General features: G+C 67.0%; 14 protein-coding genes. 9 read left to right on the top strand and 5 right to left on the bottom strand.

Annotated elements, in window-relative coordinates:
• Positions 1 to 23: 23 nt before the first annotated feature.
• Positions 24 to 989, top strand: a complete 966-nt coding sequence (locus SY91_RS11980) for a phosphotransferase (protein ID WP_185920931.1) — start codon at positions 24 to 26, stop codon at positions 987 to 989.
• Here SY91_RS11980 and SY91_RS11975 read toward each other — a convergent pair.
• Positions 986 to 1,582, bottom strand: a complete 597-nt coding sequence (locus tag SY91_RS11975) for a polysaccharide deacetylase family protein (RefSeq protein ID WP_006475937.1) — start codon at positions 1,580 to 1,582, stop codon at positions 986 to 988. The genes SY91_RS11980 and SY91_RS11975 overlap by 4 nt on opposite strands.
• Positions 1,583 to 1,598: 16 nt before the next feature.
• Entirely contained in the window at positions 1,599 to 2,162 is a 564-nt protein-coding gene (locus tag SY91_RS11970; protein ID WP_260632410.1) for a hypothetical protein, read from the bottom strand.
• Between the two features lie 285 nt (positions 2,163 to 2,447).
• Between SY91_RS11970 and SY91_RS11965 the strand changes: the two genes are divergently transcribed.
• On the top strand, positions 2,448 to 2,936 hold the full coding sequence (locus tag SY91_RS11965; RefSeq protein ID WP_034174111.1) for a DUF2501 domain-containing protein: 489 nt from the start codon (positions 2,448 to 2,450) through the stop codon (positions 2,934 to 2,936).
• Between the two features lie 158 nt (positions 2,937 to 3,094).
• Here the strand turns inward: SY91_RS11965 and SY91_RS11960 are convergent, their stop codons facing one another.
• The gene (locus SY91_RS11960) at positions 3,095 to 3,460 is read right to left on the bottom strand and encodes a hypothetical protein (RefSeq protein ID WP_011549733.1); all 366 of its coding nucleotides are present in this window, start codon (positions 3,458 to 3,460) and stop codon (positions 3,095 to 3,097) included.
• Between the two features lie 268 nt (positions 3,461 to 3,728).
• Between SY91_RS11960 and SY91_RS11955 the strand changes: the two genes are divergently transcribed.
• From SY91_RS11955 to SY91_RS11945, 3 genes are all read left to right on the top strand, one after another.
• On the top strand, positions 3,729 to 5,165 hold the full coding sequence (locus SY91_RS11955; RefSeq protein WP_034174112.1) for an aldehyde dehydrogenase family protein: 1,437 nt from the start codon (positions 3,729 to 3,731) through the stop codon (positions 5,163 to 5,165).
• A gap of 124 nt (positions 5,166 to 5,289) precedes the next feature.
• Complete coding sequence (locus tag SY91_RS11950) at positions 5,290 to 6,480, top strand: NAD(P)H-dependent flavin oxidoreductase (RefSeq protein ID WP_027806546.1); 1,191 nt, start codon at positions 5,290 to 5,292, stop codon at positions 6,478 to 6,480.
• Positions 6,481 to 6,545: 65 nt separating this feature from the next.
• A complete protein-coding gene (locus SY91_RS11945; RefSeq protein WP_185920930.1) occupies positions 6,546 to 7,184 on the top strand; it encodes an OmpW/AlkL family protein in 639 nt (212 codons plus the stop codon).
• A 75-nt stretch (positions 7,185 to 7,259) separates the two neighbouring features.
• Here SY91_RS11945 and SY91_RS11940 read toward each other — a convergent pair whose 3' ends face one another.
• Positions 7,260 to 7,463, bottom strand: a complete 204-nt coding sequence (locus SY91_RS11940; protein WP_006493160.1) for a DUF1289 domain-containing protein — start codon at positions 7,461 to 7,463, stop codon at positions 7,260 to 7,262.
• 419 nt (positions 7,464 to 7,882) lie between these two features.
• Between SY91_RS11940 and SY91_RS11935 the strand changes: the two genes are divergently transcribed.
• The 4 genes from SY91_RS11935 (at position 7,883) to SY91_RS11920 (ending at position 11,964) form a co-directional block, all read left to right on the top strand.
• The gene (locus SY91_RS11935) at positions 7,883 to 8,977 is read left to right on the top strand and encodes a polyamine ABC transporter substrate-binding protein (RefSeq protein WP_124477826.1); all 1,095 of its coding nucleotides are present in this window, start codon (positions 7,883 to 7,885) and stop codon (positions 8,975 to 8,977) included.
• Positions 8,978 to 9,062: 85 nt separating this feature from the next.
• The gene (locus SY91_RS11930) at positions 9,063 to 10,223 is read left to right on the top strand and encodes an ABC transporter ATP-binding protein (protein ID WP_006488129.1); all 1,161 of its coding nucleotides are present in this window, start codon (positions 9,063 to 9,065) and stop codon (positions 10,221 to 10,223) included.
• Complete coding sequence (locus SY91_RS11925; RefSeq protein WP_006475947.1) at positions 10,220 to 11,146, top strand: ABC transporter permease subunit; 927 nt, start codon at positions 10,220 to 10,222, stop codon at positions 11,144 to 11,146. Before SY91_RS11930 ends, SY91_RS11925 begins: the two co-directional genes overlap by 4 nt.
• Positions 11,143 to 11,964 carry an ABC transporter permease subunit gene (locus SY91_RS11920; protein ID WP_006475948.1) on the top strand — a complete coding sequence of 274 codons (822 nt, stop codon included), beginning with the start codon at positions 11,143 to 11,145 and terminating at the stop codon, positions 11,962 to 11,964. The genes SY91_RS11925 and SY91_RS11920 overlap by 4 nt, the downstream gene beginning before the upstream one ends.
• Before the next feature lie 104 nt (positions 11,965 to 12,068).
• Here the strand turns inward: SY91_RS11920 and SY91_RS11915 are convergent, their stop codons facing one another.
• On the bottom strand, positions 12,069 to 12,875 hold the full coding sequence (locus SY91_RS11915) for a sulfite exporter TauE/SafE family protein (RefSeq protein WP_006475949.1): 807 nt from the start codon (positions 12,873 to 12,875) through the stop codon (positions 12,069 to 12,071).
• Positions 12,876 to 12,879: the final 4 nt, after the last annotated feature.

The raw sequence follows: 12,879 nt of genomic DNA, 5'->3' as shown, positions 1-12,879 counted from the left end.
TCGATGCAACAAGTAGGAGTGACGTGAAAACGCTGGAACCGTGGCTTCACCGGTACTGGAACGTCGGGCCGGCGCGCCTGCAGGCGCTGGTGTCGGGCCATACTAACAAAACCTATCTCGTCGAGTGCGACGCGGGGCGCGCGGTGCTGCGCGTGTCGTGGTCCGGCAAGCCGGTCGGGCAAATGCAGCGCGAGGCGTCGATCCTCGCCCGTCTCGGCGACGCGCGCACATCGCGGCTGCTGCCCGCGCTACCGCGGTTGCGGCCGACTGTCGATGCGCAAACCGGCGTGCAGATGCCCGACGGACGCTGGCTGCATCTGTTCGAGCATATCGACGGCCGTCCCGGCTTGCCGGACGACGCGCACGCGGGAGCGACCGATGCGATGCGCACGCTCGCGCATCTGCATACGGCGCTGGCCGCGATACCGGCAAGCGAAGCAGCGCCGCTCGCGTGGCTGTCGGCCCGTCATGCGCGTGTCGCGGCGCGTGCGATGCCGTCTCTGCTGGGCGATCTGCGCGACGCCTACGACACGGTGATCCGACGGATCGGCATACATCTCGACGCGGCAGCCGCGTGGCTCACGGGGCCGGTGCATTGGCTGCACGGCGACTATCACGCGGGCAACCTGCTGTATGTCGGCAACGCGGTGAACGGCGTGCTGGATTTCGACGATGTGGGGCAGGGAGCGCAATGGCTCGAAGCGGCCTTTGCGTCGTTCGCGCTGTCGCGCGATGCGGGCCGGGATGATGGCTTCGTGTTCGATCGCGGGCGATGGATGGCCGGTCTGGAGACCTATGCGGCGACACGGCCGGATGCGGCGCCGGATTGGCTGCGCGACAACCACGACGCGCTGATGACGTTGTTCTGCGCGGACCAGACGCTGATCCATCTCGAGGCGGCGCAGCGGGGCCTATGGATGCCGGGGCCCGGTATCGGATTCCTCGGCGGCTGGCGCCAGTTGCTGGCCGGGGCGGTGCCCGCGGGCTAACGGGGCATGGCGGCAGCGCGCTGCCGGTTCAGGAACAGCCGCACCGCTTCGACCGTGTTGGGCCGCGTGTCGCCGTGCCGTGATCCGTCGTGCAGGCAGAACAGCACGTCGCGATGCTGCGCCGCGCAGGCATCGACATGCGCGCACATCGCGTCGAACAGCGCGTGCGGCGACGGCGCCGGCCGTTGCCAGTCGTCCAGTATCGCGGTCCAGCCCGTGTGTTCGCGTTGTGCGCGCGCGAGCACGGCTGCGCGATCGTCCTGCGGCATCAACCCGTATGGAAGGCGCAGCGGGATCGTGTCCGGCGCGGCAAGGCCGGCGCGACGGTAGACGTCGCGAATCAGCGCGTCGGTCGTGTCGATCTCGTCGATCAGTGCGGCGTCAGCGAGCGCGCCCGGTTTCGCGTGCGAATACGTATGGTTGCCGAGCCGGTGGCCGTCGCGCGCGATTCTCGTTGCGACGTCGAGCGCGCCCGCGAGATGCTTGCCGAGCACGAAGAAGGTCGCCGTGCAGGATGCGTCGTGCAGCACGTCGAGCAGCGCAGGCGTCGAGGGGCCGGGGCCGTCGTCGAAACTGAGGTAAATGGTTGTCATGGCTGGCCCGGGCCGCTTATTGAACCGGCTCGATGGCCAGCGGACACCGGCCGACTGGACGCAGCCGCGACCCGGTCCATTCGTAGAAGAACCGGGCCGCTTTCGCGTTGCCGGCGTCGCAATCGTCGTCGAAGCAGCCAGAGATGATCAGCAGCCTGCTGCCGGCGCGGAAGTCGACGCGCTCGTCGTCGTTGCCCATCACGCCCGAGACGGCTTTCACGCCGCTCATCGTGTACGTCGCGCCGGTGTTCTTGTCGACGATCGCGAAATTTCGGCAATCCGTTCCGCAACCCCAGATCGCGACGCGATAGTGACCGGCAAAATTGGCCGGTTGCGCGAATTCGTCGCGAATGACGGTGCGGTACAGGCGCGCCTCCTTGCTGGTGAGCCGCGGCGCGGCAGCCGGTTTGCGTGGTGTGCGGGCGGCGGCCGGTGCCGGATAGCGATCGAACGAAGGCGATGCACAGGACGCGGCCGTCGTGGTGGCGTGCGCAGCCTCGACAGCCTCCGCAGCAGCGGCGCCGCCCATCAGCGCAGTGGATGCGCCGGCGATCAGCAGAAATCGATGGGCAGGCGCCACGCGAATGTCCTTCGTGTTCGAGGTGAATGTCGAGCCGCAGCCGCCGAACGGCCGGCGACGACGATTCTATGACGCTTCGCGCGGGCTGGCGACACGGCACGGTGGTTGCGCACCTGCCGAGCCGGCGATGCCGTGCGGAATCGTCCGTCAAGCATCGTCAAATCGCCGCGATATATCACGATGCCTGACGTTTCATGCGGCTTCGAAGGCTGTCATGCCCGGGTCGATTGCGTATCCTTGAATGCGATTCGCGGTATTCACGCAGTCACAACCGGGAGGCTTTACATGAATGCACGTCTTTACCGCGCGACCGTTGCCGGCGCGCTGATCGGATTGCTCGCGCCGTTTTCGGTCGCCCATGCGCAACTGGGCGACGTCCTGAAACAGGTGGGCGGTAGCGGCGATTCGGGCGGCAGCGCGGGCGGGGTGCTCGGCAATCTCGGCGGCCTTGGTGGCGCGCTGACGGGCGGTGGCGGTGCGTCGCTGACGCCGGGCAGCACCGGCAACGTCGCGGGGCTGCTGCAGTTCTGCATCCAGAACAATTATCTCGGCGGCGCGACGGGCAGCAGCGCATCGTCGGTGAAGGACGCGCTGCTCGGCAAGCTCGGCGGCAACGCGTCCGCGTCGTCCGACAGCGGCTATACGAGCGGCGCGAGCGGGATTCTCGACGCCGGCAACGGCAGCAAGCTCGACCTGAGCGGCGGCGGCCTGAAGCAGCAGGTGACCAAGCAGATCTGCGACAAGGTGCTGACGCAGGCCAAGTCGCTGCTGTAAATCGATCGGCACGCGTCGCGCGTGCCAGCGCCGGGAGGCGGTGCGCAGGTGCCGCCTCCCCGTCAGTCATTCCGGCCGTGACGTTCGTCACGGCGAAAAGCACGTCGCGCGAGTCGATGCCGCGACCCGCGCAAGGCGCAAGGCGGCGACTGCGCGGCTCAATCCGCCAGCCGCTTGTCCGCGAGCGCCTTGCAGCAGTCTTCGTACACCCATTGCACGAGTTTGGCCCGATAGTCGAGATCGTCGGTATCGACGATTTCCTCGACCGCGTCGCGCGCCCACGACGCGTCGACGAACCCCGCATGCCGCTTCGCGATGTCCTGCGCGAGCGCCGCGAGCTTGGCGACCGACAGCCAGTCGGCCTGGCGGTGATGGCGGTCGAGCCAGCGGTGCGCGGCCTGCACCTGGAACGCGGCGTCCGGCCATGATTCGTTGAGGTAAAACGCGCCGAGGTTGCCGCAGGTGAGCCAGCAAAGCAGCTCCAGGCGGTCTTGCGAGCCGAGGGTATGGGATGCGTCGGACATGGCAGCGCTCACGAAGTGCGTCGATTCCGGGCGGCGCCGGCCGCAAAGGGCCGATGCCGATAATAAAAACATAGCACGATGCGGGCCCGGCCGCGCACCCGGGCGGATGCTGACGTGGCGGCGGCCCGACGAATGCCTTCCCGGCCATGCGCGGCGGACGGCGGAGCTGCGGCGCGCGGGCGTGCCGGCCTTTTCGAACGGCTGTCATTCGTCACACCAGTCACCGAAACGCTCGCTAGAATGGCGGCTTCCCTGGAGGCGGAACACGATGAAAATCTACGACCAGTTCTACATCGACGGCGCATGGCGACAACCGGCCGGCACCGGCACCATCGACGTGATCGATTCGGGCACCGAAGCCGTGATCGGCCGGATTCCCGAGGGCGTCGCGTCCGACGCGCAGGACGCGATCCGCGCGGCGCGCGCGGCGTTCGATGCGTGGGCGGCCACGCCGGCCGCGACGCGCGCGGGCTACCTGCGCAAGATCGTCGAGCGCCTGCAGGCGCGCAGCGAGGAACTCGCGCAGTCGATCACCGGCGAAGTCGGCATGCCGATCAAGCTGTCGCGCGCGATCCAGGTCGGCGGCCCGATCTACAACTGGAAGGCGTACGCGAAGCTGGCCGAATCGTTCGAATTCGAGGCGCAGGTCGGCAATTCGCTGGTGGTGCGCGAACCGGTCGGCGTCGTCGCGGCGATCACGCCGTGGAACTACCCGCTCAACCAGGTCACGTTGAAGGTCGCGCCGGCGCTCGCGGCCGGCTGCACGGTGGTGCTGAAGCCGTCCGAAGTCGCGCCGCTCAACGCGTTCATGCTCGCCGAAGCGATCCACGAGGCCGGGCTGCCGGCCGGCGTGTTCAACCTCGTGTGCGGGTATGGCCCGGTCGTCGGCGAGGTGCTGGCCACCGATCCGGACGTCGACATGGTGTCGTTCACCGGCTCGACGCGCGCGGGCAAGCGCGTGGCCGAGCTGGCGGCCGCGGGCGTCAAGCGCGTCGCGCTGGAGCTGGGCGGCAAGTCGGCGTCGGTGATCCTCGACGATGCCGATTTCGCGACGGCGGTGAAGGGCACGGTCAACGCGTGCTACCTGAACGCGGGGCAGACCTGCTCCGCGCATACGCGGATGCTGGTGCCGGAGGCCCGCTACGACGAAGCGCGCGAGCTCGCGAAGACGGCGGCCGAAGCGTACGTCGCGGGCGACCCGCGGCAGGACGCGACGCGCCTCGGCGCGCTGGCGTCGGCCGCGCAGCAGCAGCGCGTGCAGGCCTACATCCAGCGCGGCATCGACGAAGGCGCGGAACTCGTGACGGGCGGCACCGGCTTGCCGGAAGGGCTCGCGAAGGGCTTCTTCGTGAAGCCGACCGTGTTCGGCCGGGTCGATCCGAAAGCGACGATCGCGCAGGAAGAGATCTTCGGGCCGGTGCTGTCGATCATCACCTATCGCGATGAAGACGAGGCCGTGCGCATCGCGAACGATTCGCCGTACGGGCTCGGCGGCGCGGTGTGGGCCGGCAGCGACGAACGCGCGATGCGCGTCGCGCGCCGCATCCGCACCGGGCAGGTCGACATCAACGGCGGCACGTGGAACGGCGCCGCGCCGTTCGGCGGCTTCAAGCAGTCGGGGTACGGCCGCGAGAACGGCGTGTACGGGCTCGACGAGTATCTCGAGTACAAGTCGATGCAGTTGAAGCCGGCGAAGCCGGCCTGAACGCCGCGCGCGGCCCGAACCGGAAAAACGGCACGCTTGCGTGCCGTTTTTTATTGACGGCCGTCAAGGTGCGCGGCGGTGGATCGTCGATCATCGCGGTTCCGATGTTCCGACGAGGTTTCAGATGACCGTACGCACTTCCTTTCCGCCGCTGACGATCCGCGGCCGCACCTTGCTGCCCGTCGTGCAGGGCGGCATGGGCGTCGGCATCTCCGCGCACCGGCTGGCGGGCAGCGTCGCGCGCGAAGGCGCGGTCGGCACGATCGCGAGCATCGACCTGCGTCACCATCATGCGGATCTGCTCGCGCGGTGTCGCGCGCAACCCGATCGCGCGACGCTCGAGGCGGCGAACCTCGACGCGCTCGCGCGCGAGATCCGTCTCGCGAAAACGTACAGCGAAGGGCGCGGGATGATCGCGGTCAACGTGATGAAGGCGGTGAGCGCGCAGGCGGACTACGTGCGGGTCGCGTGCGACGAGGGCGCGGATGCGATCGTGATGGGTGCGGGCCTGCCGCTCGACCTGCCCGACCTCACGCAAGGGCACGACATCGCGCTGATCCCGATCCTGTCGGACAGCCGCGGGATCGCGCTGGTGCTGAAGAAGTGGATGAAGAAGGGACGCCTGCCCGATGCGATCGTGATCGAGCATCCGGCGCACGCGGGCGGCCACCTCGGCGTCACGCAGATCGACGACATGCACGATGCCCGCTTCGATTTCGCGCGCGTGCTGGACGAGACCGCGCAGGTGATGGCGTCGCTCGGCATCGCGCGCGACACGATCCCGCTGATCGTGGCCGGCGGGATCAACAGTCACGACACGGTGCGCGCGGCGTTCGCGGCCGGCGCGAATGGCGTGCAGGTGGGGACGCCGTTCGCGGTGACCGAAGAGGGCGACGCGCATCCGCACTTCAAGCGCGTGCTCGCCGATGCGACGCCCGATGACATCGTCGAATTCGTCAGCGTGACGGGCCTGCCCGCGCGTGCGGTGAAGACGCCGTGGCTCGATCGTTACCTGCGCAACGAGACGCGCATTCGCAACAAGCTAGGCGCGTTCAAGCAGCGTTGCCCGACCGCGCTCGAATGCCTAAGCGTATGCGGACTGCGCGACGGCATCGAGAAGTTCGGCCACTTCTGCATCGACACGCGGCTCGCGGCCGCGCTGCGCGGCGACGTCGCGAACGGGCTGTTCTTCCGCGGCCGCGAAGCATTGCCGTTCGGCCGTGCGATCCGCAGCGTGCGCGATCTGCTCGACCTGCTGCTGACGGGCAGTGCGACCGAGCCTGCGGCAAACCGTCCCACGTTTACGCTGGCTTGACCAATATCAAGATGACGAAAAGACCCTACAGGGAGAATGGAAACCATTCTTTGGGGGTCCGTACCATGCATAAAACGATTCGAACTTGTGCCACCGCCGTCGTCGTCGCGGCCGCCATTGCGATGCCGTCGCTGTCGCACGCGGCGTCGCCGGGCGACGGCATCAACCAGGGGGACGTACTGGTCCGGCTGCGCGCGATCAGCATCCAGCCGAACGAGCGCGCGAGCGACACGCTCGGCGCGATCAACACCGGCGTGAATAACGCGATCGTGCCCGAGCTCGACTTCACGTACATGATCCGCGACTACCTCGGCGTCGAGCTGATCCTCGGCACGTCGCGGCATCAGCTGACGTCGAGCCTCGGCAATCTCGGCGGCGTGGGCGTGCTGCCGCCGACACTCTTGCTGCAGTATCACTTCAACCATGCGGGCAAGGTGCGCCCGTACGTCGGCGCCGGGTTGAACTACACGTACTTCTACAACAACGGGCTCAACGTCGGCGGGGAGGGCGTGTCGATCAACAAGAGCAGCTTCGGCCCCGCGTTGCAGTTCGGCGTGGACGTGCAATTGACGAAGAAGGTGTTCATGAACGTCGACGTGAAGAAGATCTGGATGAGCACCGATGCGACGCTGGGCGACAAGGGCATCGGCACGCTGCACATCGATCCGTTGATCGTCGGCGTGGGCGTGGGGATGAAGTTCTAGACGCGACGGAACAAGAACAGAGTTGGGGTTGGCGGCATGGCGGTCTGCATGCCGCTTTTTTTATGGGCGGCCGGTTTACAGCTTGTCGTACTGGAAGCGCATCGCGGTGCCTTCGCGCGTGATGCGCTCCCACACCGCGCGCTTTTCGTCGTCGCTCAGGAATACCCAGTTCGAGACTTCGGCGGCCGTGCGGCCGCAGCCCTTGCAGACTTCGTCGAAGAGCGTCGAGCACACGCCGATGCAGGGGCTGTCGGGAAGATCGTGAAGATTGGAGGCCATCGGGAGGGTTCGCGCAGTTGAATCGTCAGCCGCCATTTTAATGCATCGCGGCGACCCGGCCGGACGCTCGCGCCGGCGTGCCGTCCCGGCGCGGGATCGGGACAGTGCGGCCGCGCGTCGAGCGCGGTCGCCGGGCGGGCGCACCCGGCACGCGAACGCAGCTTCGCCGCTGTCCGTTTTTCCCGGTGGACAGCCGCCGATTACCCGATAGAATTCCCCCGGAACGCCCCGCCGCACGGGCGGCCCGACGGGCCGGCGGCGGGAATCTGTTCCGTTTGCGCGACACCGGCATGATTTTTTTGTGACGGGGCGCGAATGATGGTAGTTTTCGGGGTTTTCGAGGGGCGGCGCGCCAGAATGCGCCGCCATGACGAGGCAGACGGCAGCCGGGCAACGTGTCCGGCCGGAGGGAGAACGGGATGAAAGCAAAGGTAGTGGGCCGGTTCGCAGCGCTCGCGCTGTGCGTGGGTGCGTCGGCGGCGGCGGCGAAGGATACGCAGCTCAATATCTATAACTGGTCGGACTACATTGCGAAGGACACGATCCCGAACTTCGAGAAGCAGGCGGGCGTCAAGGTCCGCTACGACAACTACGACAGCGACGACACGCTGCAGGCGAAGCTGCTGACGGGCAGCTCGGGCTACGACATCGTCGTGCCGACCAGCAACTACGCGGGCAAGCAGATCGCCGCCGGCATCTTCGCGCCGCTCGACAAGTCGAAGCTGCCGAACCTCAAGTATCTCGATCCGCAACTGATGGCGCTCGTCGCCGGCGCGGACCCGGGCAACAAGTACTCGGTGCCCTGGGCATACGGCACGACCGGCCTCGCGTACAACCTGACGAAGGCGCAGCAGGCGCTCGGCAAGGTGCCGCTCGACAACTGGGACATCCTGTTCAAGCCGGAAAACCTCGCGAAGCTGAAGACCTGCGGCGTGTCGGTGCTCGACGCGCCCGACCAGATGTTCGCGGCGGCGCTGCACTACATCGGCAAGGACCCGATGAGCACGAACCCGGCCGACTACAAGGCCGCGATGGACGTGCTGAAGAAGATCCGTCCATACATCACGCAATTCAACTCGTCGGGCTACATCAACGACCTGGTCGGCGGCGACATCTGCTTCGCGTTCGGCTGGTCGGGCGATGTCGTGATCGCGAAGCATCGCGCGATCGAGGCGAAGAAGCCGTACAAGATCGAGTACTACATTCCGAAGGGCGGCGCGCCGGTGTGGTTCGACGTGATGGCGATCCCGAAGGATGCGAAGAACAAGGAAGCCGCGCTGCAGTGGATCAACTACATCGAGGATCCGAAGGTGCACGCGGCGATCACCAACGCGGTGTACTACCCGAGCGCCAACGCCGAGGCACGCAAGTACGTGCGGCCCGACGTCGCGAACGATCCGGCCGTCTACCCGCCGGCCGACGTCGTGAAGACGCTGTTCCTGCTCAAGCCGCTGCCGCCCGAAATCCAGCGTCTGCAGACGCGTCTGTGGACCGAGCTGAAGTCGGGCCGCTGACGCGAGCCGAAGTGAATCAGCAGTCATGAAGCCCCTGGTGCCCCGGGGGCTTTGTTCGTCTAACGCAGGAGAGAAGCAGCACATCATGAATAGCCAGTCGGGCGCGCCGGTCGCGGGCGCGCCGTTCTCCGTTTCCTCCTCCGGCGCCGATGCGCGCGCCGAGAACTTTGTCCAGATCGTCGACGTCGTCAAGAAATTCGGCGACACCGAAGCCGTGCGCAGCGTCAACCTGACCGTGCGCCAGGGCGAGCTGTTCGCGCTGCTCGGCAGCTCGGGCTGCGGCAAGTCGACGTTGCTGCGGATGCTCGCGGGCCTCGAGACGGTCACGTCGGGCAAGATCCTGATCGACGGCGAGGACCTCGCGCAGATGCCGCCGTACAAGCGGCCCGTGAACATGATGTTCCAGTCGTATGCGCTGTTCCCGCACATGTCGGTCGAGTCGAACGTCGCGTTCGGGCTGAAGCAGGAAGGCACGCCGAAGGCCGAGCTGAAGGCGCGCGTCGCATCCGCGCTCGAACTCGTGCAGATGGGCAAGTACGCAAAGCGCAAGCCGCATCAACTCTCCGGCGGCCAGCAGCAGCGTGTTGCGTTGGCCCGCTCGCTGGTCAAGCGCCCGAAGCTGCTGCTGCTCGACGAGCCGATGTCCGCGCTCGACAAGCAGATTCGCCAGCGCACGCAGATCGAACTCGTCAACATCCTGAACAAGGTCGGCGTCACCTGCATCATGGTTACGCACGACCAGGAAGAGGCGATGACGATGGCGAACCGCCTGGCGGTGATGAGCGAAGGCCAGATCGTGCAGATCGGCTCGCCGAACGAAGTGTACGAATACCCGAACAGCCGCTTCTCGGCCGAATTCATCGGCTCGACGAACCTGTTCGACGGCGTGACGGTCGAGGACGAGCCCGATCACGTGTACATCGAATCGCCGGAACTGCCGAGCCGGCTGTACGTGAGCCACGGGATCTCGGGCCCGCTCGGGATGCCGGTCACCGTGTCGGTGCGCCCCGAGCGGATCGCGCTCACGCGCAAGCCGCCCGAAGGCGCGTTCAACTGGGCGCGCGGCCGGATCAGCAATGTCGCGTACATGGGCGGCTATTCGCTGTATCACGTGAAGCTCGACGGCGGCAAGACGGTGATCGCGAACGTGTCGAGCCTCGCGATTTCCGAACTCGACACGCCGGCGCTCGGCGACGAGATCTACGTGCGCTGGAGCGCGACCGCCGGCGTGGTGCTGACGTCATGAACGCGTTCAAGTCCCTGCTCGAGTGGCCGGTGCGGCGCTTCAACCTGACGGGCGCCACGGCGGTCGTGGCCGGGCCGTTCACGTGGCTCGTGCTGTTCTTCCTCGTGCCGTTCGTGCTGGTCGTGAAGATCAGCTTCGCGGAGCTGCAGCTCGGTATCCCGCCGTATACGGAGCTCGCGTCGTACGCGGACGGCGTCGTGCACATCGCGCTGAACCTGTCGCACTACGCGTTCCTGTTCACGGACAGCCTGTATTTCGCGACCTACGTGAACTCGGTGTGGGTCGCCGCGATCACGACGTTGCTGTGCTTGCTGCTCGGCTACCCGATGGCGTACTACATCGCACGCTCGAACCCGGCCACCCGCAACCTGCTGATGATGGGCGTGATGCTGCCGTTCTGGACGTCGTTCCTGATCCGCGTATATGCGTGGATCGGCATCCTGAAGAACAACGGGCTCCTGAACAACTTCCTGATGTGGATCGGGCTCACGCATACGCCGATCGAGCTGTACCGCACGAATTACGCGGTGTACATCGGGATGGTGTATTCGTACCTGCCGTTCCTCGTGATGCCGCTCTATGCGCACCTCGTGAAGATGGACCTGCGCCTGCTCGAAGCCGCTTACGACCTCGGCGCGAAGCCGTGGAAGGCGTTCGTGCAGATCACGCTGCCGCTGTCGAAGAACGGCATCATCGCGGGTAGCCTGCTGGTGTTCATCCCGGCGGTCGGCGAGTACGTGATTCCGGAGCTGCTCGGCGGCGCGAATACGCTGATGATCGGCCGCGTGATGTGGAACGAGTTCTTCAACAACGCGGACTGGCCGATGGCGTCTGCCGTGACCTGCGCGATGGTGCTGCTGCTGCTCGTGCCGATGGCGATGTTCCAGCACTTCCAGGCGAAGGAACAGGGAGGCCGTCGATGAAGCCGAATCGCTACCTGCAGTTCGCGGCGCTGTTCGTCGGCTTTGCGTTCCTGTACATCCCGATCATCAGCCTGATCGTCTATTCGTTCAACGAGTCGAAGCTCGTCACCGTGTGGTCGGGCTTCTCGTTCCGCTGGTACGCGGCGCTCGTCGAGGACGACGAGCTGCTGACGGCCGCGTGGCTGTCGCTGAAGATCGGCGTGCTGACCGCGTTCGCGTCGGTGTTCATCGGCACGTGGGCCGGCTTCGTGCTCGCGCGGATGGGGCGCTTTCGCGGCTTCGCACTGTTCAGCGGGATGATCAACGCGCCGCTCGTGATTCCCGAGGTGATCCAGGGGATCTCGCTGCTGCTGCTGTTCATCGAGCTGGCGAAGTGGATCGGCTGGCCGGCCGAGCGCGGCGTGTTCACGATCTGGCTCGGCCACGTGATGCTGTGCATCTCGTACGTCGCGATCATCGTGCAGTCGCGCGTGCGCGAGCTGAACCCGTCGCTGGAAGAAGCCGCGCTCGATCTCGGCGCGACACCGCTGAAGGTGTTCTTCACGATCACGCTGCCGCTGATCTCGCAGGCGCTGATCGCGGGCTGGCTGCTGTCGTTCACGCTGTCGATCGACGACCTCGTGCTGTCGGCGTTCCTGTCGGGCCCCGGCTCGACGACGCTGCCGCTCGTCGTGTTCTCGCGCGTGCGCCTCGGCCTGAACCCGGAGATGAACGCGCTCGCGACGCTGTTCATCATCGCGGTGACGGCCGGCGTCGTGATCGCGAACTTCGTGATGCTGCGTCAGGAGCGCAAGCGGCTGGCGGGGTTCGCGGCCTGACACGCCGATTGCGGCCATCATGAAAAACGCCCGGTGCCGACGACGAGTCGGCCCGGGCGTTTTGTTTTGGCGGCGCGTAACGATCGCCGGCGCGTCGCCGTCGTTCATGCGCCGAACGCCGCCTTGGCCAGCAAGCCGAGCGCGACACACACGAGCACGGCCGCGAAACCGGCCTGCACATGCCGTGCGGCGAGGTGGCGCGACGCACCGCGGCCGGCGGCCATGCCGAGCGCGGTCGCGACGGTGAACCACAGCGTCACGTCGAGCGGCGCGCGCGTGCCCGACACGAGCGTTGCAAGCACGCCGCCGGTGCCGACCAGCGCGATCACCATCAGCGACGTCGCGACCACGCCATGCATCGACACGTTCGTGAACTTGCGCAGCATCGGCACGATCACGAAGCCGCCGCCGACGCCGAGCAACCCCGTCATCAAGCCCGTGACCGCGCCGGTCGACGCCAGCGCGATGCCCACGGGCCACGACCACACGAGCCGGCCCGTATCGGGATTCACGCGGCCGACGCATAGCGGCGACGCGTCCGTATCGGCCGCCTGCCGCCGCAGTGCCTGTCGCAGCAGGCGAGCGGCGACGACCAGCATCGTCAGCGCGAACAGCGTGAGCAGCAGGCGCTGCGGCAGCACGTGCGCGAGCCGCACGCCGAGCGTGGTCAGCGGCACGCCGGCCACGGCCATCAGCAGCGCCGCGCGGTAGCGCACGAGCCCGCGGCGAAAACCTTCGAGCGCGCCGAGCGCGGCGCTGCCCGCCACCGCGACGAGCGCGACCGGCGTGGCCTGCTGCATCGGCCAGCTCATCCCGACGACGAGCGCGGGCACCGCGAGAATGCCGCCGCCGGCGCCGGTCAAACCGAGCACGGCGCCGACGAAGCCGCCGAGTACGAGGGAAATCAGCATGACG

Origin of the sequence: Burkholderia cenocepacia, from assembly GCF_014211915.1 — a bacterium.
GTDB lineage: Bacteria > Pseudomonadota > Gammaproteobacteria > Burkholderiales > Burkholderiaceae > Burkholderia > Burkholderia orbicola.
The sequence above is the reverse complement of the archived record's forward strand: the minus strand, read 5'-3'. Positions and strand labels throughout refer to the sequence as shown.